Origin of the sequence: Pseudovibrio sp. Ad26, assembly GCF_001623285.1 — a bacterium.
GTDB classification, from domain to species: Bacteria; Pseudomonadota; Alphaproteobacteria; order Rhizobiales; family Stappiaceae; genus Pseudovibrio; species Pseudovibrio ascidiaceicola.
Genome location: NZ_LMCE01000046.1, coordinates 1 through 21,215, shown reverse-complemented (window position 1 = coordinate 21,215; position 21,215 = coordinate 1). Strand labels below are relative to the sequence as shown.

Below are 21,215 nucleotides of genomic sequence, written 5' to 3'. Positions count from 1 at the left end.
AACATCCAAGAGATAGAGAGTAAAGAAAAATGGCTTTCAATCTGAAAGGTCGCAGTTACCTCAAGCTCAAAGACTTCAGCCAACGCGAAGTGCTTTACATGCTGGATCTGGCCCGTGATCTGAAACGAGCCAAATACTCTGGAACAGAACGGCAGACACTTGTCGATAAGAACATCTGCCTGATCTTCGAAAAAACCTCCACCCGTACCCGTTGCGCCTTCGAGGTTGCCGCTCACGATCAGGGAGCGCATGTCACCTATCTGGATCCATCCGGCTCTCAGATCGGCCACAAGGAATCCATGAAGGATACCGCGCGTGTGTTGGGTCGGATGTTCGATGCCATTGAGTTTCGTGGTTCCGGGCAAAAGGCCGTTGAAACTCTGGCGGAGTATTCCGGCGTCCCGGTCTATAACGGTTTGACTGATGACTGGCATCCAACCCAGATGCTCGCTGACATGTTGACAATGACCGAACACAGCCCCAAGCCGTTGCATGAGATTTCGTTTGCCTATCTGGGCGATGCTCGCAACAACATGGGCAACTCATTGCTGATGTTGGGCGCTCTATGTGGCTGTGATGTTCGCATTATTGGCCCGCAAGAGCTGCACCCCGAACCGCATGTGCTGAAAGCAGCCGAACTCAATGCAAAACGGTATGGTGCACGCATCACAATTACGGATGATGTCAAAGAAGGTACTGAGGGTGTTGATTTCATCCATACAGATGTCTGGGTCTCGATGGGTGAGCCGCCGGATGTCTGGGAAAGCCGGATCAAATTGTTGCGTGACTACCAGATCAACAAGGCCCTGATTGAAGGCACCGGCAACCCGAACACGTTCTTTATGCATTGTTTGCCAGCCTTCCATAACCGGGAGACCAAGGTGGGTGAAGAGATCTTCCAGAAGTTCGGTATCTCCGAGCTGGAAGTGACCGATGATGTCTTTGAATCGGATCGCAACCTAGCGTTTGAGCAAGCTGAAAACCGGCTCCACACTATTAAAGCCATCATGGTTGCGACGATTGGAGGTCGATAATGCGTGTTGTCGTCGCTCTTGGCGGGAATGCCCTTCTCCGACGCGGGGAGGCAATGACTGCCGAAAACCAACGAAAGAATGCGCGGATCGCCGCGAAAGCGCTGGCGCCACTTTATGATGATGGCCATGAGGTGGTCATCACTCACGGGAATGGCCCGCAGGTCGGTTTGCTGGCTTTGCAGGGAGCAGCCTACGAGCAGGTTGAGGCCTATCCACTGGATGTGCTTGGCGCAGAAACAGTTGGCATGATTGGTTATATGATCGAGCAGGAGCTTGGGAACCTCCTGCCCTTTGAAAAGCCATTTGCCACGATCCTCACGCAGGTTGAAGTTGACCCAAACGATCCTGCTTTCAAAGATCCAACCAAGCCCATTGGTCCGCTTTATTCCAAAGAGGAAGCGGAGAGACTTGCCGATGAGAAAGGCTGGTCCATTCGAGAAGATGGAGATAAGTGGCGGCGAGTTGTGCCAAGTCCATTACCCAAACACATCTTTGAGATCCGGCCAATCAAGTGGCTTCTGGACCATGATGTGCTTGTCATCGCAGCAGGTGGGGGCGGCATTCCAACTATGTACAACGAAGAAAAGAAGCTCGTTGGTGTGGAATGCGTGATCGACAAAGACCGGTGTTCAGGCCTTCTTGCCAAAGAGATTGATGCTGACGTCTACATTATGGCGACAGATGCGGATGCCGTTTATCTGGATTGGGGTACACCAAGCCAACGCGCGATCAAATCGGCTTCTCCAGATGCGCTGGATGCATATGGTTTTGCCGCAGGTTCTATGGGACCAAAGGTAGAAGCAGCACAGACTTTTGCGCGGCAAACCGGAAAAAAATCCGTCATATGCACACTCGCTGAAGTGCCTCAAGCAATTTTGGGAGAGAAAGGGACTTCGATTACCACAGCGGCTGGTGACACCACGTTTTACTGAGATGAACGCCCCGAAGCTGAGTGAGCTTTGGGGCGTTCCTGTTTTCAAATGCATTTGATTGTCCTTGGGCTTCATTTTGCCCATCAAAACAACAGGAAAACAAAGGACGAATTGCATATGGCCAAAGTGCCAGCTCCATATTCTCAAAAAATGTCGCTGGCCGGAGCGATCATTCCCGTTGCCTCGCTCGTTATCCTGCTTGCGCTTTCCTACTATCTGTTTGGAGATGAAGCCTCCTCAGGACCAAACCAGATTGCGCTCTTGTTTTGTGCCCTGATCGCCAGCTTTGTGGCGCTGTTTCATGGCTTTCACTTTGATGAACTGAAGGACGCTGTCGTTGATAGTGTGAGCACCGGCCTTCATGCGATCTTCATTCTGTTTGCAGTGGGTTCGCTGATCGGCACGTGGGCTATGTCGGGCACTATCATGGCCATGGTTTATTATGGATTACAGCTCCTTAGCCCAAACTACTTCTACTTCACGACTGTCATTATTTGCGCCCTTGTTTCAGTCAGCATCGGTAGCTCGTGGACTGTTGCAGGGACCATTGGCATCGGGTTGATGGGGATTTCAACGAAGATGGGTCTCGATCCCGCCATCACTGCCGGCGCTATCCTGTCGGGCGCTTATTTCGGCGATAAGTCTTCCCCACTTTCTGACGCGACTAATCTGGCGACAGCAGCGGCGGGATCCAACCTTTATACGCACATCAAGGAAAATCTCTGGACCTCCATACCTGCACTCATTATTTCGCTGGCCCTCTTCTGGTGGCTTGGGGAACCTGGAGATTTTGTGGCACAAGGTACGTTGACCAGCATTGAACAGCATTACGACATTACCTTGCTTAATTTCCTTCCGCTCCTGCTGGTTTTAGGACTGGCAATGATCCGCTATCCTCCGTTTACAACTATCTTTATTGGCGCGCTGGCGGGTGGTTTTTTTGCAGTCATCATGGATCCAGACAAAGTGATTGGTCTTGCCGCATCTCCGGCATTGCCCTACTCGCTTGAGGTGATCAAAGGCGTCTGGATCGCGATGTCCAACGGCTATGTGAGCGTCACAGGAGACCCTTCCATCGATGCTCTTTTAAGCCGTGGTGGCATGGGCAATATGTTGACGACCATCTGGCTGATCATGACCGCTCTGGCGTTTGGTGGCGTGGTTGAGAAAGCTGGTATTCTGGATCGAATTATTGGCCCTATCCTGCACGCAGCCAAGACCACTGGTGCGCTGGTACTGTCACTGGTTTCAACTGCAATCGCGACTAACATTCTGGCTGCAGACCAGTACATTGCGATTGTTATTCCGGGTCGGATGTATCGCAAATCTTTCCGCCAACGCCGTTTGCGGCCTGAGGTTCTGTCTCGTGCGGTTGGGGATAGCGCAACAGTGACATCCGCTCTGATTCCGTGGAACAGTTGTGGGGCTTATATGGCGGCTACGCTTGGTGTTCCAACTCTGGCATTTGCCGGGTTTGCCTTCTTCAATATCGTCAGTCCCATACTGACAGTTATGTTTGCTGTGATGGGATGGCGGATGTTGACAATGACAGATCACAAACCTGAGCGTATTGTGTTGCCGGATGATGAGCAAGAAGCCTGATAAGCAAGAAATGCAGCACCGCCATGAAGAATTTTAGCTGGCACCAGATGCAAGAAGATGATCTGCCGGAGATAGACCAGATCATGCAGCAAACCTATCCACATTTGCCAGAGGATATCGACTGTATTCGGGAACGTGTGCGACTGTTCCCTCATGGCTGTCATGTGCTGCGGCAAAACGATGAAGAGGCCATCCTCGGCTATATCATCTCACATCCATGGGAAAATCGCAGCATCCCGCCGCTTTCCAGCTTACTGGGTGCCCTGCCCTTTAAGGCTGAAGTCTATTACATTCACGACATTGCACTGTTGCCTGAAGCACAAGGCATTGGCGCTGCCCTGGCTATTCTTGAGCAGTTGAGCCAGGTCGCCCGCAGTCTATACATCAACAAGTTTGCACTGGTTGCCCTCGACACCGCCTTCGAGTTTTGGCAGGCTCGTGGCTTTCGAGCAATTCACGAGCAAATACTCAAGGAAAAACTCAGAGCGTATGGAGCGAACGCACACTACATGCAGCGTGGTGTCGACTAGAACGGCCTGTCTTTGACCTGCTCCATACAAACGAATGTGGATGTCTGCGCTACATAAGGCATTTCAGAGAGTTTTTCTCCCAGTACGCGGCGATAACTTCCGATATCCTTGGTTCGCACTTTCAGCAGATAATCAAATCCGCTTGCAATCATGTGGCATTCTTCGATCTCCGGAATTTCCCGCGCAGCTGCGTTGAAAGCTTCCAGTGAGCGTGAGCGCGTGTCGTTAAGTTTGACCTGTACAAACGCGATATGACCAGCACCTAACTTGGTGTGATCGACTTCTGCCCGATAGCCAAGAATGTATCCTGCATCCTCCAGTTTCTTCATGCGAATTTGGCAAGGCGTTTTAGAGAGGCCTACCTTTTTCGCAAGGTCAGTGACAGTGATGCGCCCGCATTTTTGCAGTTCTTCTACAATCTTACGATCAAAATCGTCCAATTTCTCCATGATATGCCATTTTATTATTCATAACGACCATTTCGACTGAATATCAAAGTCGAATAGTCTTTACCATCAAAAAATACAGGAAACATCCCTATGGGTATTTTGCTAATGTCAGCTCAACAATAGGTATTTAACAGTAGGGAGCACGGCATGGGATCAGAGGCTACGCCGGAGATCATCCGCAACAAAATCAGAGATAACTACCTTCCTGACGAAAATCAGGTGGTTCAGGAGCTCATTTCATCCCTGCAAATGGATGAGGCTTCGCGTAAGCGGGCATCTGATAAAGCGGCAGATTTGATCTCAGATTTGCGGGCGAACACTTCTCCAACAATCATGGAGAGTTTTCTCGGCGAATACGGCCTCTCAACTCAGGAAGGCATTGCGCTGATGTGCCTTGCGGAAGCTTTGCTTCGCGTGCCTGATGCCCAGACAATTGATGCGTTGATTGCGGATAAGATTACTCCAAGTGCCTGGGGAGAGCACCTGGGTCAGTCTTCTTCCACACTGATCAACGCGTCCACATGGGCGCTGCTGCTGACTGGTAAAGTTCTGGCGCAAGATGATCAGGGGCTCGTTGGCACCATTCGCGGTGTTGTGAAGCGCCTTGGTGAGCCAGTGGTTCGTACCGCTGTTGCACAGGCAATGAAAGAACTGGGTCGCCAGTTCGTTCTTGGCCGTACCATCCGCGAAGCGATGCGCAATGCGCGTGCTGAGGAAGGCAACGGCTTCACATACTCCTACGACATGCTTGGCGAAGCTGCACGGACCGAGGCTGATGCGAAGCGCTATCATCTGTCCTACTCCAAAGCGATTACCGCGCTTTCCAGCAACTGCACGAAGGCAAGCATTCGCGAAAATCCAGGCATTTCAGTCAAACTGTCTGCCCTGCACCCACGTTATGAGTTTGCCAAGCGCGAGCGCGTGATGAAAGAACTGGTGCCTCGCACCCTCTCACTTATCATGCTCGCGAAGTCCTCCAATATGGGCTTTAACATTGACGCAGAAGAAGCGGATCGCCTCGACATTTCCCTCGACGTGATTGAAGCACTGCTGGCAGATCCAGCGACTGAGGGCTGGGATGGTTTCGGGATTGTTGTGCAGGCGTTTGGCCCGCGTGCAGCACACGTGATCGACTGGCTCTATGCTGTTGCTGAGAAATATGATCGCAAGATCATGGTCCGTCTCGTGAAAGGCGCTTACTGGGATAGCGAGATTAAACGTGCGCAGACCCTCGGTATTGATGGCTATCCGGTCTTCACCCGCAAGGTATCCACTGACATCTCCTATACCGCTTGCGCTGAAAAACTGCTGAGTATGACGGACCGGATCTATCCGCAGTTTGCAACTCACAATGCGCACAGTGTTGCAACTATTCTGGAGTTGGGTAAAAACCTCCCACTGAGCTCCTACGAGTTCCAGCGTCTGCATGGCATGGGTGAAGCGCTTCACGAGCGCACCATGAAGAAGCATGGTTCCAACTGCCGTATCTACGCACCGGTCGGTGCACACAAAGACCTGCTTGCTTATCTGGTTCGACGCCTGTTGGAGAACGGTGCAAACAGCTCCTTCGTTCATCAGATCCGCGATGAGAACGTCACTCCGGAGGTTATTGCTCAGGATCCACTCGTTCATATCGAAAAGTATGGTGAGCACGTCGCGAATGCAAAAATCGCACTTCCACCAAAGCTTTACGGCGCAGGACGTAAAAACGCGAAAGGCTGGGATTTGAGTGATCCGCGTCAGGAAGCTGAGTATATTGAGAACCTGAAGTCCTTCTCAGCAACCAAGTGGAACGGCCATCCCGTCATTGCAGCTTCCGTCGAAAATGCTGAAGCGGTGAGCGTGAAGAATCCAGCAGATCTGCGAGATGTCGTTGGTAGCGTAGCAACCGCGACGCCTGAGCAGATTGAAGCTGCTCTGACAACCGCCCATAACGGCTGTGCTGAGTGGGCAGACAAGAGCGCGGAAGACCGTGCTGTCATCCTGCGCAAAGCAGCAGACCTGTTTGAAGAGAATGCCCCTGAGATCTTTGCTTTGCTCACACGCGAAGCTGGCAAGACTTACATGGATGCCATTAATGAGCTGCGTGAAGCGGTTGACTTTGCACGCTATTACGCGAACGAAGCGATCCGCCTTGATGAGCGAGATGGCAAGGGCGGCCTTCGCGGTCCAATCACCTGTATCTCGCCTTGGAACTTCCCACTGGCGATCTTCTCAGGTCAGATTTTTGCTGCTCTTGCAGCTGGAAACCCAGTACTTGCAAAACCTGCTCCTCAGACTCCGCTGATCGCAACGTTTGCTATCGGTTTGATGCACAAAGCTGGCATTCCTATCGAGACTCTGCAGTTGCTGCCGGGTGCTGGTGAAGTTGGCGCTGCGTTGACATCTGACAGTCGTGTAGCTGGTGTTTGTTTCACTGGTTCCACTGGGACTGCACAGCACATCAACCGTGCTATGGCAAAAGCGCTTTCTCCATCTGCTCCACTGATCGCGGAGACAGGTGGTCTCAACGCCATGATTGTAGACTCCACGGCTCTGCCTGAGCAGGCTGTTCGTGATGTCATTGCTTCCAGCTTCCAAAGTGCAGGTCAGCGTTGTTCTGCGCTGCGCATGCTTTATGTTCAGGAAGACATCTTTGAAGATTTCAAAGAGATGCTCCTGGGTGCCATGAGTGAGCTGGAACTGGGCGATCCTGCTGTTTTATCAACCGATGTTGGTCCGGTGATTGATGCAGCTGCGCAGAAGAAAATTGCGGCACACTGCGAAAAGTGGGCTGAAAAAGGTCGCGTCATCAAACAGATGAAAGCACCGGCCAAAGGTCACTTCATTGCTCCAACACTGATCAAACTTGAAGGCATCGAAGAGCTGGACGAGGAAATCTTTGGTCCTGTTCTGCACATTGCGACTTTCAAGGCAGAAGAAATCGACCAGACGATTGATGCGATCAATACAAAAGCGTTTGGCCTGACATTTGGTCTGCACACTCGTGTTGATAGCCGTGTTCAGCATATTGTAGAGCGTGTGAAGGTGGGCAACCTTTATGTGAACCGAAACCAGATCGGCGCGATTGTTGGATCTCAGCCGTTTGGTGGTGAAGGCCTGTCTGGTACCGGACCGAAAGCAGGTGGTCCTCACTATGTGGCTCGCTTCCGTCTGGCTGATACGTCAGCTGCGGAAAGTGTGACGCTTGGCAAGTCCATTACTGCCGGGGATATCTTCAAAGCAAAAGGGGCATTACGCACCAGCACATGGGAAGGCAACTTCGGTCGCTTCACTGAGCTGGCAACTCTTTTTGAGAAGGAAACAGGTCTGCTGAACCGTATCGCTGCTGATCATGCTCACGACATGCCTGGGCCGACTGGAGAATCCAACCGCCTTTATGCTGCACCACGTGGCACTGTGCTTTGCCTTGGCCCGGATACCGAGAGCCTGAAGCATCAGGTGGCTCTGGCTCTTGCTGCTGGCAATGGCGTCATTGCAGTTGGGCAAGGCGCCGAGAAGCTGGCTGTGAAGTTGCGTGCTCTTTCCGCTCCAATCGTCGCTTTGGAAGGTCATCTGGCCGTTGGTGCACTGACTGAAGTTCAAGGCGTTGATGCGATTGCGTCCAACCACAGTGAGCAAGAGCTGAAAGAAATGAAGGCTGAGCTTGCTAAGCGTGACGGCGCACTGATGCAGCTGATCATGGAACGTAACCAGCCGGAGCGTTATCAGTTGGAGCGCCATCTGTGCATCGACACAACAGCATCTGGTGGTAACGCGAGCCTGCTTGCCGCGACAGAAGACTAAGTCACTTTGAAACAACAAAAAAGCCGCCTCAGCCGAGGCGGCTTTTTTCGTTTTAAACCACTATCAATGACTATGACGTGGAAGACCTTTTTGCGCGATGCGCTGGTATTTGACGGCAGGCTTTAGCACCATGCCTTCATCAAACTGATCCACGATACCACGTTGGATTTCTTGCCATGGCGTTTGATGTTCTGGGAACTCATAGCCACCGCTTTCAGCCAGCTCTTGTTTGCGTTTCACCAGTTCTTCCTCCGAGATCAATACGTTCGCTTCACCTTTGTTGAGATCAAGACGAACGATATCTCCGTTACGCAGCAGAGCGAGGCCTCCCATGACGGCAGCTTCCGGGGATGCGTTAAGGATAGAAGGTGAACCTGAGGTGCCTGACTGACGACCGTCACCAATGCATGGCAGTGCGTCAATACCTTGCTTCAAGAGCTCATCCGGTGGCTGCATGTTGACAACTTCCGCGCCGCCTGGATAGCCGACCGGACCGGTCCCTCTAATGACAAGAATGGTGTTGGCATCAATACCGAGAGCCTCATTGTTGATGTTGTGGTGGTATTCTTCAGGACCATCAAACACCACGACCTTGCCTTCAAAGGCATCCAAATCATCCGGATTAGACAGATAACGCTCTCTAAAATCCTTTGAAATTACAGAGGTTTTCATGATCGCAGACTTGAAGAGATTGCCTTTGAGGTTGAGAAACCCAGCATCCTTCATCATCGGCTTGTCATAGGGATAGATCACGTCGTAATCAGCGACAGCGCTCTCGCCATAGATTTCACCCGTGGTCTTTCCTGAAACGGTGATCGCATCTTTATGGATGTGGTCGTGTTTCATCAACTCTGAGAAAATACCAGGAATGCCGCCAGCACGGTGGAACTCTTCTGAGAGGTAAGCACCCGCAGGTTGGACGTTGGCGAGCAGTGGGATCTTATGGCCGTGATTTTGCCAATCATCATTGTGCAGCTCAACGCCGATATGTCGTGCAATTGCGTTGATATGTATTGGAGCGTTGGTTGAGCCACCAATAGCTGAGTTCACGGCAATTGCGTTTTCAAAGGCTTCGCGAGTGAGAATATCTGACGGTTTTTGATCTTCATGCACCATCTGCACGATGCGCTTGCCAGTCTCATATGAGATCTGGCCACGTTCGCGATATGGCGCGGGGATAGATGCACAACCCGGCAGGCTCATGCCCAATGCTTCTGCAAGCGAGTTCATGGTTGAGGCAGTGCCCATGGTGTTGCAACATCCCACTGATGGTGCAGAGTCTGCAACCATGTCCATAAACTCTTTGTAATCAATCTCGCCAGTCGCATACATCCGACGGGCTTTCCAGATAACTGTTCCAGAGCCAACACGTTCTCCCTTGTGATAGCCATTGAGCATTGGCCCGACAGTCAAGCAGATGGCGGGAATATTGACGGTTGCGGCAGCCATGAGCAGCGCTGGAGTGGTCTTGTCACAGCCGATGGTCAAAACAACACCATCGAGAGGATAACCATAAAGCGTTTCAACAAGACCGAGATAAGCAAGGTTGCGATCAAGCGCTGCTGTTGGGCGTTTGCCGGTTTCCTGAATAGGATGGACAGGAAACTCAAAGCAGATGCCGCCCATTTCGCGGATGCCTTCGCGTACACGCTCTGCCAACACCAGGTGGTGGCGGTTGCACGGGGATAGGTCGGATCCCGTCTGGGCGATACCGATGATCGGTCGGCCAGACTGAAGCTCTTCACGCGTAATGCCGTAATTCAGGTAACGCTCCAGATACAGTGCGGTCATGCCCGGATCGTCTGGCGAGTCAAACCACTCTTGTGAGCGGAGTTTTGTTTTTGGAGCTTCAGTCATAGCTCTTCAGTTCCTTCCCGAACCAGAGCAACCCCTGCTGGAGGTAACTCCAATCCATCCAATTCCGCTGCATCAGCGAGACGCAGCGCTTTCAAATTCATCTTATTTTTCGAATAGTTATAGTAGAAAGTGCCGACAGATGTTTTGCTTCTTCTCAATCCACTCGGCAATTCCACCTTATCAATTTTCGCAGGTTTGAAGACCTCATCCAGAATGGCACTCATGAGTGTTGGGTCGGCCCAGGCGGAGACGTAGTAGATGTTGTTTTCGCCCATGAAGATCGGTTGGCCGCTCTCGTCTTCGAACAGGATTGGCAAGCTGGTGGTGACCTCTTCTTGCCAGACATAGGCTTTGCCGCGTTCCTGATCCGCAAGGTCGGAGACAGGTGTCGCGAACGCTTTCGGGCTGGTACTGACACGCAGAACCTCAACGCCTTCAAAGGGTTCAGCAAGATTCAGAGTCTTTTGAGAAATCTGGTAGTTCTTGTCTTTTTGGGCCAAACGAGGGCCACCGAGGACAACACCTCCAAACTCAATATAGGCTTTGAGGTTTTCTGAGAGTTCCTCACTCATTGCATAAAGTGCAGGAACAACGACCAGCTTGTAGGGGGATAAGTCCTGTGAGGCTGGTCTGATGATCTCGACATCAACACCCTTCTGCCTCAGCGCACGGTAGTAGGAGAGGACAAGACGGAAGTAGCTAAAGTCTTGACCCTGCTGCTGAGTTTCGTGTGCCCAGTGGCTTTCGTAGTCAACAATGAGTGCAACAGGAGCTTCTGACGGGGTGAACGCGCCCAGCTCCTCAATTTCGCGGGCAACCTGAGCGGCTTCGACATACGCCTGCGCTGGCTTATTATCGGTCTGCTTGAGCCCTGCATGCATTTGCTCCTGAGCGAAGGGAGCTTGCCGCCAGCGGAAATAGCTTGTGGTTTCAGCACCATGAGCGAAAGCTTCCCAACTCCACAGACGCACCATTCCTTTCAGTGGGATCGGATTATACGGCGCCCAATTCACGGGGCCGGGTTGCAACTCCATGATCCAGAGGCGGCCATGGCCAGCTTGTCTGTAAAGGTCGTGGTGGAAGGCCTGATAGTCGGGATCACCTTGCTGGAAATAGTCTTCCCAGTAACCATCAGGTGTGCCCAGTGGGTTCTCCATCTGATATTGGCTATGGAACCCAAGGGGATAGCAATCCCAACTGGAGATATCGAGCTGGTCTCCGACCTCGTAGTGGTCGAAGGAAAACGTGTTGCCCATGAAGTTATGGAGGATTGGGCGACCCGGAGAGAGCTTACGCAGGATGTCTACCTGCTCGCCATTAAACTCAGCGACTTGATCTGATGAGAACCGTTTGAAATCAAGCCTGTGAGACGGGTTACTCTCTGTCACCGTCAGGTTTGGCAGGTCGACTTGCTCAAAGCTGTTGTATTCCATTGACCAGAACACATTGCCCCAAGCCTCGTTCAAGGCTTTGATATTGCCGTACTTTTGTGCCAGCCAGAGTTGGAAAGCCTTGTGGGCGGAGCCAGACCAAGAGCGGACAGTCTCATGACAACCGTACTCATTATCGGTTTGCCAAGCTGCGACAGAAGGGTGATTACCAAATCGCTCAGCGAGGATTTCTGTGATCCGGCGGGATTCCCAGCGGTAGCCTTCGTGGGAGAAGCAGTAGTGGCGGCGGCTGCCGAATTTTCGGGGGTGGCCGTTCTCGTCAACGGCGAGCATGTCCGGGTGTTTATCCACCATCCAGCGCGGCGGGGTCGCGGTTGGGGTGCACATCACGATCTGGAGACCCGCACTTGCGAGAGTCTCAATTGCGCTGTCCAACCAGTCCCATGAGAAACGCCCGGGCTCCGGCTCTATGCGCGACCATGCAAACTCAGCGATGCGCACATAGGTAATGCCCAGCTCGGCCATTTCTTTGGCGTCTTGCTGCCATAAGTCCTCTGACCAATGTTCTGGGTAGTAACAGATACCTAAGTGTTTCTTATCGCTCATGAGATCACATTTGTAGTTCAGGGTCCGGCAGACCTGGAGTATCAATAGGGACTGCAAAAACCGATCCAGCGAGAGGCTCTTTCGCCAATTGCTCCTCACTCAGGTTTTCGCGAGCCGTGGTAATGAACAGCGTTTTGTAGTCGGCCCCACCAAACGCAGGACAAGATGCCTGACTTGCGTCAATCTCAATAATGCGATCCACCATTCCATCAGGTTTATAGCGAACGACTCTATATCCGCCCCATTGAGCGTTCCAGAGATATCCCTCAGCATCAACCACGGAACCGTCGGGGCCAAATCCTGTCCCGGAGATATCAGCAAATATCTCCGCGGGCCCTTCTGGCAGGCCAGTTTGCGCATTTAGTGACCATTTGATGATCTGAGATGTCACCGTGTCTGAAAAGTACGCAGTGTCCCCATCTGGCGAGAAACAAAGGGAATTCGGGATTGTGATGTCGCTGGCAACCTTCGCTAATTCCCCCTTGAAAAAGCGATAAAGGCTACCTGCGCCTTTTTCTGCTTTGTGGCCCATGGAGGAAATCCAGAACCCGCCGGTACGGTCGGTGCGGGCGTCGTTGGAGCGGGTGATGGGGTTTTGGTCCTCGACAGGGAGGATAAGGTTGCGACTGTGCGTTCCCGGGGACCAGCGATACAGACCTGTTGCAGAGGATAACATGAAGTCATCGCTGCTTGGGATCTGCGCAAAGGCGGAGACCGGCTCATCGAACTTCCATGTCTCAAGGTCGCCGGTTATACCCTTTTTCAGCACCAGATGATTGTTGATGTCCACCCAAAACAGCGCGTCATGGCGGGCGCTCCAAAGAGGGCCCTCCCCTAAGCTGCATTCTGTTTTAGCGAAAACATAGGGCTCACTCATGCACTCTCTCCGAGTTTGAGCGCATCGTATGCTGCAACCATTTCTTTTGCGTTTTCAGAAACCTGCACCGCTGTAAAGCCCGGTTTGTACAGGTTACTTGCCATGCCGAAGCCCTGACAGCCTGCTTCCACATACTGCGCAAATTCCGCAGGGCCGACACCGCCAACGGCGTAGACCAGAGTTTCTTTTGGCAGGACTGCACGCACTGCCTGAATGCCTTTTACTCCCACCTGAAAGGCCGGGAAGATCTTGAGTGCATCAGCCCCTGCCTTCAGCGCGGCAAAGCATTCTGACGGGGTGAGAACTCCCGGATAGGAGGCCATGCCTTCTGCTTTGGTGGTGCGGATAACGTCTTCATCGTAGTTGGGAGAAACGATGAAGGTTCCGCCTGCTGCGCGAACCTGTTTGACTTGCTCTGCGGTGAGAACTGTCCCCGCGCCGATGGCGGATAACTTGCCGAACTTGTCTTGTGCCATGGTGATAGACTTGAGTGCCTCTGGCGAATTGAGCGGCACTTCAATTTGTGAAAATCCTGCTTCTATAAGCACTTTCACAATATCCAAAATCTCAGCAGGCTTTACTCCACGGAGGATAGCCATGAGGTTGCGCTCTGGTGTTTGTTTAACTGTTGTCATTGAGTGCCCCTTGTCTGACGGCGGAAAGTCCTTTGAGCGCTGCTTTGTCTGCATCATGCACGATCGGCGTTAAGCCGAGATGTTGCAGGGCGAGCGCGTAATTTTGAGCGAGTTTGCTGCCACCGACGAGGTGGACTTGCTTGGGTGGGTTGTCCCCGCACTTTGCGAGCATGTCGAGAAGCTCTGTTCCGATAACAAGTGCAGAAAGTTTGGAAGCGCCTGCCTGTGTGCTGGTGTCGTTGAGCAGTTGTCCGGCGCGCAGACCAAACAGGTTGCCGAGCAGTGTAGCTTCCTGATTTTTCAGCTGATCCAGCGTGGAGAGGAAGACATCCCTGTCCAGCTCTGCTTCTGTGTCCAGTGAATGGCGCAGGATAGATTGTTTGGCGATCAGCGCGAATAACTCACCACTCAGGAAGGTGGAGGTGCGCGTCACTGTCCCCTCTTCCATCTCCACCCATTTGCTGTGGGTACCAGGCAGGCAGAAGACGCCGGATTTGTCGGATAACTCGTCCAGAATGCCGAGCAGGAGTGTCTCTTCTCCGCGCATAACATCCGGCTGCTGCTCTGATTTTTGGCAGAGACCGGGCACTATGAATGGTTGGATGAGGGCATTACTTGTTTTGGGTGCAACCAGATGCTGGTGCAGTTCTGTCAGTTTGGTTGGCACAGGCACATATTCTGCCTCTTGCCAGCCCTGACGGCTGCCAGCCATGCCGCAAATGAACACTTGCGTTGGTTTTGCGTTGCTGTGTAACCAGTCTCCGATCAGACCCAGCAAAACTCCTTCAAATTCAGAAGGTTGCAGTGTTCCCGCACCTTGCGTTGATTTTGCGTTGTTTTGCGTTACACCGTTTTCGTCAATCAGCCATGCGCGAAGACTGGAGGTCCCCCAATCAACGGCGACCCAGCTGCTTGCCTTTGTGATCTGACGGAGGTCGTTATTTGGCGATGCCACTTGGTTCACTTATGCCCCCTGTTCCCTTTTATGTTTATTATTAGCTTTAGGCACTTCATAAGCGCCTTCGGCATTGATGGATTTTTGGAAGCAGGATTGCTTGGGACATTCCTGCTTCCGGTATTCTGTCAGCCCTTGGTCGCCCCCAGCGTTAGCCCTGCAATGAAGTGCTTTTGCATGAGGAAGAACATGATGACCGGCGGCATGGCTGCAACGACGGACCCGGCTGATACCAGATGCCATTGAGCAACCCACTGACCGTTGAGCGAGATGATGCCACCTGTGACCGGCATGGCGTGCGTGCCCTGCACCAGAACGGTGGCCCAGAAGAAGTCATTCCAGATGAAGGTGAAGATGAGCACCGACAAAGCCGCGATGGCAGGCCGCATGAGTGGCAGCACAACGAACCAGAAGATGCGCATTTCCGAGACGCCTTCCACGCGGGCGGCTTCGATCAGTTCACTTGGCAGTGCCTTGATGAAGTTACGCATAAAGAGCGTACAAAAGCCCGTCTGAAAGGCCACATGGAAGAGCACCAGACCTGTCACCGTGTCGTAAAGGCCCATCTTGAGCGTGAGATCACGAACCGGCACCATAAGGATCTGGAAGGGTACGAAGTTGCCAGCCACGAACATGAAGAACAGCCAGAGATTGGTTTTAAACTTGTAGGTCGCCAGCGCGTATCCGGTCAGGCATGACAAAGCTATGGCACCAATCACGGTAGGAATGGTGACCTTGAACGAGTTCATGATGAACAGGCCCATGGGCGTGTTTTGGAAAACGGTCAGGTAGTTACCCAGCTCAAACGAGGATGGCACACCGAAGTAGTTGCCCATGGCAAGATCTGAGCCCGGGCGGATGGAAGTGACCATGACGCCGATCAGCGGTAAGAGCCAGACCACTAAGGAGATTGGCAGTGCAACCTTGTAAGCGACACGGGTTGGTGCGGATGCATTTGCGACGGGAGTTGGGAACATCTTAGTAGCCCTCCCTTTCATCTTTCAGCATACGCACGATGAAGAGTGTGATGAACACCATCATGATGGCGAAGAGCACAACAGCGATGGAGGCGCCGTAGCCCATGCGGAAGCCATATTCGGACAGAGCTTGCTCGTACATGTAATAGGAGAGCACACGACTGGACCCGTAGGGGCCACCGCTGGTCATGATGGAGACCAGATCAAACGAGCGCAGCGCGCCGATGATTGTGACGACAACTGCGATGAAGGTGGCTGGGCGTAGCTGCGGGATGATAACATACCAAAGCATCTTCCAGCCTTTTGCCCCATCCAGCCGCGCCGCTTCAATCTGGTCTGGTGAGACGTTGTTGAGGCCCGTCAGGTACAGGATCATGCAATATGCGATCTGCGGCCAAAGGCCAGCGACGATGATGCCATAGGTGACAAAGCGCTCATCAGCAAGGATGGCAATGCCTTCCACGCCCATAAACTCCAGCAGCTTGGTGAACAAACCGAAGTTGGGGGCATAAAACCACGAGAAGATGAGGCCGACGACAATCTGACTGATGACAAATGGGAAGAAAAACAGAGACTTATAGATACGAATGCCCGTCACAGTCTGATTGAGGAAAATCGCAATCAGTAATCCGGCAGGCACCGCCAGCATGTACAGCACGAGCCACAACACGTTGTTGTACAGCGCGGTGTAAAACGCCTCGTCATCTATAAGCTCAATATAGTTTGCAATGCCGATGAAGGTTTTGACGCCGATGCCATCCCACTCATACAAGCTGATCCAGAGTGACTGGCCGATTGGCGCGATCACATAGACCAGAAACATCACAACACCCGGCGCTAAAAACAGCCAGGGTGCAAGTTTGCGCTGGTTGGCAATCCACTTTGCCGATCTGGTTTTGCTGGCGCCTGATGTGGCAGGTCCTCCAGAAAACTTTGGTGAGTTTCCGGAAGATACAGGAGCCAAGGCCTGCTCGCTCATCTATGTCCTCCTGCAGAAGATCATGCTTCTGCGCTGTTTATTCCTAGAGCATAGGGCGGCGAAATCTTCCGCCACCCTACTTAAGAATTCCGCCTATCTACTACTTGTAGACACGGGTCCGGATCTTCTCGAGACGGTCCAAAATGGCGTCAGCCCGCTCTGGCTTCACCATGAATTCCTGGAAGCCTTCCATGCCAGCCTTTGCCATTGCTGCCGGAGCATCACGGTCGTAGAACTGCGCCAGCGCGTACGCATTGGAGAGCATGTCGAAGCCCTGCTGCAGGATGCGCTCTTCAGGGCGCTCTGCACCGGAGTTTACTGGCAACTGACCGAGTGTGACGTTTGTTGCTGTCTGCACATCTGCACGCGCCATGTAAGCAAGGAACTTCTTCGCATCTTCCTTGTTTTTGGCGTTTGCCGGAATGTGAATGGTGTCGGTCGGAGCATCTTCAGCCATTGGAATGCCCGGTGTGATTTCCGGGAACTGCATGAAGCCGATCTGCTCTTCCTTCAGGCCACCGTTCTTGAACACGTCAACCGCGAAGTTGCCCATCAGGTACATTGCCGCTTTGCCCTGCACGAGTGCTGGCACAGCTTCCTGCCAGTCCAAAGCTGCATGGTTTGCGTTGTAGTAGCCTGGCTTGACCAACTCGGCCCACTTGTCGAAGGTCGCTTTCACACGCGGGTCGGTGTAAGGCACCTTGCCTGCGGTGAGGTCCATGTGGAACTCGTAGCCGTTGACGCGCAGGTTCATGTAATCAAACCAGCCGCCTGTTGGCCAAAGTGCTTTTGTGCCGATTGTGAACGGGTCAATGCCAGCTGCTTTGAGCTTTGCGGATGCTGCAACCAGCTCGTCCCAGCTGGTTGGAACAGCAATGCCCTTCTCTTCGAAGATATCTTTGCGGTAGTAGATACCCCACTGGTAGTACGTGTAGGGCACACCCCATTTTTTGCCATCAATGGTCATGGATGCCGCTGCTGATTTCAGCTGCTCATTGAGACCATTTTCCTCCCAGACATCCGAGACGTCTTCAAACAGACCGGCATTGACGAAGGGTGCCATGCGGTTGCCCGCGTACCATGTTGCCAGGTCCGGCGCGTCTGCTGTGAGGAAGTTGCGAATGGAGGTTTTATAACCCTCCTTATGCATCGTGTTGACGATGACGTTCACATCCGGGTTCTCCTTGGAGAAGCCAGCCACGATGTCTTCAAATGCTTTTTTTGGAGCCGGATCCGTCTGGTCGAGATTGATAATCAGATCGCCAGCGGCATATGCGGAACTTGAAATCATAAATGCTGCAGCGAAACCGCCCGCAGCTACTTTGCTAAAATTAAACACCTAAACCTCCCAATATCGCCAAGAAATAAGTTCCATTGAATGAAACTTCGTTTTGACCATTGAAATAGTTACGTGCTAGTGCATAATTGTCAACCAAAGGAACTAGGAAGGGATCTGTATGAAAATTGCAGATTTCCGGAACGGGTAAGGAAACAGCAGGAAATGGGCGCACAAACCCTGAGTATCTCTGAGGAAACCGAGCAAGACCTCACAAGTCCCATTTCCAAGGCACTGGTGGTGCTGGACGCGGTTGCAATGGCAGAATCACCCCCTCGGTTCGTAGAGCTTTTGAATGCTTTGCCGCTGAGCCGGGCCACGTTGCACCGTCAGCTGCGGCAATTGGTGAAGGAAGGCATGCTGGTGCATGATGAGGTGCATCAGACCTACAGCATTGGTATGCGGGTGCTGCGGCTGGCCCATTCGGCCTGGAGCCGTGCCAGCCTTGCCAGTGTGGCGCGGGATACGCTGGACATACTGAGCACGCAGATTCCGGAGACCATCCATCTGGCTGTGCTGGACAACAATCAGGTGCTTTACGTGGACAAGCGATTGCCGCCGCGCAGCGTTTCCATGTTCTCCAGCCCTGGCAAGATTGGCCCGGCCTACTGCACTGGCGTGGGCAAAGCAATGCTCTCTGCTCTTCCTGAGGCGCGGCTTGTTGAGGCGATCAAGGCGCAATCATTCCAGCCCCACACAGATAAGACGCTGGTGAACGAGACAATGCTGCGCGATGAGCTGGCTCGTATTCGCACGCGCGGCCATGCCTATGATGATGAGGAGCATGAAGGCACCATCATTTGTGTGGCCTTGCCGATCCTGAACAAGCGCGGGGAGCCGATTGGCGCGCTTTCCGTGACCAGCACGACCTATGTGACCTCACTCGACACCATGGTCGAAACCTATTTGCCTGCCATGAAGGCGGCGACCAATGAGATTTCAGAGAACGCTCAGATTGCACTGGGGGTTTGATTTGCGGGGCTTTGGGAGGCCCTTGCTCAGATATTGAAGATATTTTTCGGGAGGGGAACAGATGACCGCAGTTGTGTTGCGCGATCTAAAGAAGAGTTATGGCGACACGCAGGTGATCCACGGTGTTGACCTGGACATTGAGGAGGGCGAGTTTGTTGTTTTCGTTGGACCCTCTGGCTGCGGAAAATCCACCTTGCTGCGGACCATCGCCGGGTTGGAGACCAGCAACAGCGGGACCATCCACATTGCGGATGAAGATGTGACAGACATCGATCCCTCCCAACGCGGCATTGCCATGGTGTTCCAGAGCTACGCGCTCTACCCGCACATGACCGTTGCGGAGAACATGGGCTTTGGCCTGAAGATGACCGGACACCCCAAAGCCGAGATCAAGCGGCAGGTGGATGAAGCGGCGCGTATTCTGAAACTGGAAGAGTATCTGGACCGTCACCCCAAAGCGCTTTCCGGTGGTCAGCGGCAGCGCGTGGCGATTGGGCGGGCGATTGTACGCAATCCGAAGGTCTTCCTTTTTGACGAACCGCTTTCCAACCTTGATGCAGAGCTTCGCGTGCAAATGCGCATTGAGCTTGCCAAACTGCACAAGGACGTGGCAGCCACGATGATCTACGTGACCCACGATCAGGTGGAGGCCATGACACTGGCTGACAAGATTGTGGTGCTGGAAGGTGGTTACATCCGGCAGGTGGGCAAGCCGCTGGAGCTTTACGATAATCCGGCAAACCAGTTCGTGGCGGGCTTTATCGGCTCTCCCAAGATGAACTTCCTGAGTGGTAAGGCTGTGCGTTCAACCGGTGCAGGGCTGGAGATTTCCGTATCCGGTTTTGACGGGCAGACGTTGGTCGTGCCGGGGGTCACCTCCTCCATAGTGGAGGGTGCAATGGTGAGCGTTGGCATTCGCCCTGAACACTTTGTGGTTGGCTCGGATGAAGACGGCGTTGGCGCGAATGTGAGCGTGTCACTTGTCGAAAACCTCGGCGAAACCAGCTACGCCTACTGCACCTTGCCGGACGGTGTTCAGGTGATCGCAGAAAGCCGCGGCAACCGCCTTGAGCAGGGTTCAGAGACGCTACGACTAACGCTGCCCACTTCGCGGGCCTTGCTGTTCAAGCCGGATGGTGAGAGGTTGCGGTAGCGGCTGGGATGGTTGCTTTTACGACTGGAGTGGGGACTTAGCGGTCATGCCCCTATTTCAATCACGGCACATCAATTCAACGCCAAGGCTGTTTTGGGCTGACAGCGTGACATGCCTAGCACTATCATCTTAACTTTGCATAGGTCACTAAATGCTCGCAGCAGCATACTAAATAAGAGCAACCTAAGTTTGAATTTTTTTGTTCTGAAGCGGGCACCCCGAATCGAGGCAAATGGTAGTTATGGGCAACAATAATATGTCAGAACTCACTAGAATTTCGGGCCATTTGCGGAAATTCGAGCGATTCCATCTAGGGTTGAGATTGTTCGCAACGGGGGGATTACGAACACCGCTGAGAAATACTAGAGATTGGTTTTGAGAAGTCACCAGCACCTTGGGACTATTCTCGGAAAGCGAATAAGTCTCACACCGATAAGCTACTCTATTCTCGTGCGGCAACGACTAACGATATTAGCTGTTTGAACTCGCACCGCGAGATAAAGCGATGCTCGATGCAATACTCGGTTTCACGGGTGGCTGCTTCGCGACAGGAAAGAATAAGCTGCTCGATAGCCTCTTCACCAGTCATTTTTTCACTGCTGATCAATGATATGAACCGCTTCAAGAACTCAGTGGTGTCTGATTGGTGGATGACAATCGTATTCCATTCCGGGATCACTATGAGGGCCTGATTTCCCAGCCCCCACGCCCAGAACGTCCCCTCAGGCAGACCGGTCTCTGGGTGTACATACCGGAGACATAGGTGACAGGTGTTCGGAGAGATGGTTGACACATTAACATGGCATTCAGGGAGGGACCGGGATGCCTTGGCAAGAGTGTTCAACAATGAAACTTCGAGAAGAGTTTGTCCGACTTGCAGATCAGGACAATGCTAATCGGCGTGCCTTGTGTCGCCGGTTCGGTATCAGCCCACAAACAGGCTATAAATGGCTGAGGCGGTGGCGTGCGGGAGAAGACTTGAATGATCTCTCTCGCCGGCCCAGAACGTCCCCTGGGCGTTCACCACAGGAGGTGGAGCAGAGGGTTTTATCAGTACGTGATACTTACCCGGCTTGGGGCGCTCGAAAGATCTGCGCTTATCTGCAGCATAAAGGCATTACAGTTCCAGCAAGCTCCACGGTGC

At 52.8% G+C, this 21,215-nt stretch carries 18 protein-coding genes; 8 read left to right on the top strand and 10 right to left on the bottom strand.

Going from position 1 to position 21,215, the window contains the following annotated elements; genetic code table 11:
- Positions 1-29: 29 nt before the first annotated feature.
- The 4 genes from argF to PsAD26_RS06355 all read left to right on the top strand — a co-directional run bounded on the left by argF (position 30) and on the right by PsAD26_RS06355 (position 4,098).
- The gene (argF, locus tag PsAD26_RS06370; RefSeq protein WP_063309733.1) at positions 30-1,034 is read left to right on the top strand and encodes an ornithine carbamoyltransferase; all 1,005 of its coding nucleotides are present in this window, start codon (positions 30-32) and stop codon (positions 1,032-1,034) included.
- On the top strand, positions 1,034-1,966 hold the full coding sequence (arcC, locus tag PsAD26_RS06365; RefSeq protein WP_063301355.1) for a carbamate kinase: 933 nt from the start codon (positions 1,034-1,036) through the stop codon (positions 1,964-1,966). Before argF ends, arcC begins: the two co-directional genes overlap by 1 nt.
- A 117-nt stretch (positions 1,967-2,083) precedes the next feature.
- Positions 2,084-3,568, top strand: coding sequence for a Na+/H+ antiporter NhaC (gene nhaC, locus PsAD26_RS06360; RefSeq protein WP_063309732.1), 1,485 nt, complete (start codon positions 2,084-2,086; stop codon positions 3,566-3,568).
- A 23-nt stretch (positions 3,569-3,591) separates the two neighbouring features.
- The gene (locus PsAD26_RS06355; protein WP_063309731.1) at positions 3,592-4,098 is read left to right on the top strand and encodes a GNAT family N-acetyltransferase; all 507 of its coding nucleotides are present in this window, start codon (positions 3,592-3,594) and stop codon (positions 4,096-4,098) included.
- Here PsAD26_RS06355 and PsAD26_RS06350 read toward each other — a convergent pair.
- A complete protein-coding gene (locus tag PsAD26_RS06350) occupies positions 4,095-4,547 on the bottom strand; it encodes an Lrp/AsnC ligand binding domain-containing protein (protein ID WP_063290746.1) in 453 nt (150 codons plus the stop codon). The genes PsAD26_RS06355 and PsAD26_RS06350 overlap by 4 nt on opposite strands.
- A 147-nt stretch (positions 4,548-4,694) precedes the next feature.
- On the opposite strand from PsAD26_RS06350, the gene putA reads away from it, so the two are divergent.
- Positions 4,695-8,333, top strand: a complete 3,639-nt coding sequence (putA, locus tag PsAD26_RS06345) for a bifunctional proline dehydrogenase/L-glutamate gamma-semialdehyde dehydrogenase PutA (RefSeq protein WP_063309730.1) — start codon at positions 4,695-4,697, stop codon at positions 8,331-8,333.
- 63 nt (positions 8,334-8,396) lie between these two features.
- On the opposite strand, the gene PsAD26_RS06340 is transcribed toward putA, so the two are convergent.
- The 8 genes from PsAD26_RS06340 to PsAD26_RS06305 all read right to left on the bottom strand — a co-directional run bounded on the left by PsAD26_RS06340 (position 8,397) and on the right by PsAD26_RS06305 (position 17,901).
- Positions 8,397-10,190, bottom strand: coding sequence for an IlvD/Edd family dehydratase (locus PsAD26_RS06340; protein ID WP_063309729.1), 1,794 nt, complete (start codon positions 10,188-10,190; stop codon positions 8,397-8,399).
- A complete protein-coding gene (locus tag PsAD26_RS06335) occupies positions 10,187-12,187 on the bottom strand; it encodes a beta-galactosidase (protein WP_063309728.1) in 2,001 nt (666 codons plus the stop codon). The genes PsAD26_RS06340 and PsAD26_RS06335 overlap by 4 nt, the downstream gene beginning before the upstream one ends.
- A 4-nt stretch (positions 12,188-12,191) precedes the next feature.
- Positions 12,192-13,064, bottom strand: coding sequence for an SMP-30/gluconolactonase/LRE family protein (locus PsAD26_RS06330; RefSeq protein ID WP_063309727.1), 873 nt, complete (start codon positions 13,062-13,064; stop codon positions 12,192-12,194).
- Positions 13,061-13,699 (bottom strand): 2-dehydro-3-deoxy-6-phosphogalactonate aldolase, encoded by a 639-nt coding sequence (locus PsAD26_RS06325; RefSeq protein ID WP_063301360.1) that lies wholly within the window; start codon positions 13,697-13,699, stop codon positions 13,061-13,063. Before PsAD26_RS06325 ends, PsAD26_RS06330 begins: the two co-directional genes overlap by 4 nt.
- Positions 13,686-14,663, bottom strand: coding sequence for a 2-dehydro-3-deoxygalactonokinase (locus tag PsAD26_RS06320; RefSeq protein WP_208981707.1), 978 nt, complete (start codon positions 14,661-14,663; stop codon positions 13,686-13,688). Before PsAD26_RS06320 ends, PsAD26_RS06325 begins: the two co-directional genes overlap by 14 nt.
- 119 nt (positions 14,664-14,782) lie before the next feature.
- Positions 14,783-15,631, bottom strand: a complete 849-nt coding sequence (locus tag PsAD26_RS06315) for a carbohydrate ABC transporter permease (RefSeq protein ID WP_063306444.1) — start codon at positions 15,629-15,631, stop codon at positions 14,783-14,785.
- 1 nt (position 15,632) lies between these two features.
- Complete coding sequence (locus PsAD26_RS06310) at positions 15,633-16,610, bottom strand: sugar ABC transporter permease (protein WP_244271722.1); 978 nt, start codon at positions 16,608-16,610, stop codon at positions 15,633-15,635.
- A 100-nt stretch (positions 16,611-16,710) separates the two neighbouring features.
- A complete protein-coding gene (locus tag PsAD26_RS06305) occupies positions 16,711-17,901 on the bottom strand; it encodes an extracellular solute-binding protein (RefSeq protein WP_063286964.1) in 1,191 nt (396 codons plus the stop codon).
- 210 nt (positions 17,902-18,111) lie between these two features.
- On the opposite strand from PsAD26_RS06305, the gene PsAD26_RS06300 reads away from it, so the two are divergent.
- Both PsAD26_RS06300 and ugpC read left to right on the top strand, forming a co-directional pair.
- Positions 18,112-18,918, top strand: a complete 807-nt coding sequence (locus PsAD26_RS06300) for an IclR family transcriptional regulator (protein ID WP_063309726.1) — start codon at positions 18,112-18,114, stop codon at positions 18,916-18,918.
- A gap of 61 nt (positions 18,919-18,979) precedes the next feature.
- Positions 18,980-20,071, top strand: coding sequence for a sn-glycerol-3-phosphate ABC transporter ATP-binding protein UgpC (ugpC, locus tag PsAD26_RS06295; RefSeq protein ID WP_063309725.1), 1,092 nt, complete (start codon positions 18,980-18,982; stop codon positions 20,069-20,071).
- Between the two features lie 442 nt (positions 20,072-20,513).
- Here ugpC and PsAD26_RS06290 read toward each other — a convergent pair whose 3' ends face one another.
- Positions 20,514-20,864 carry a hypothetical protein gene (locus PsAD26_RS06290; RefSeq protein WP_208985540.1) on the bottom strand — a complete coding sequence of 117 codons (351 nt, stop codon included), beginning with the start codon at positions 20,862-20,864 and terminating at the stop codon, positions 20,514-20,516.
- Between the two features lie 29 nt (positions 20,865-20,893).
- Between PsAD26_RS06290 and PsAD26_RS28765 the strand changes: the two genes are divergently transcribed.
- Positions 20,894-21,215 (top strand): helix-turn-helix domain-containing protein (locus tag PsAD26_RS28765; RefSeq protein WP_153041465.1); only part of this gene is annotated, 322 nt, incomplete at its 3' end.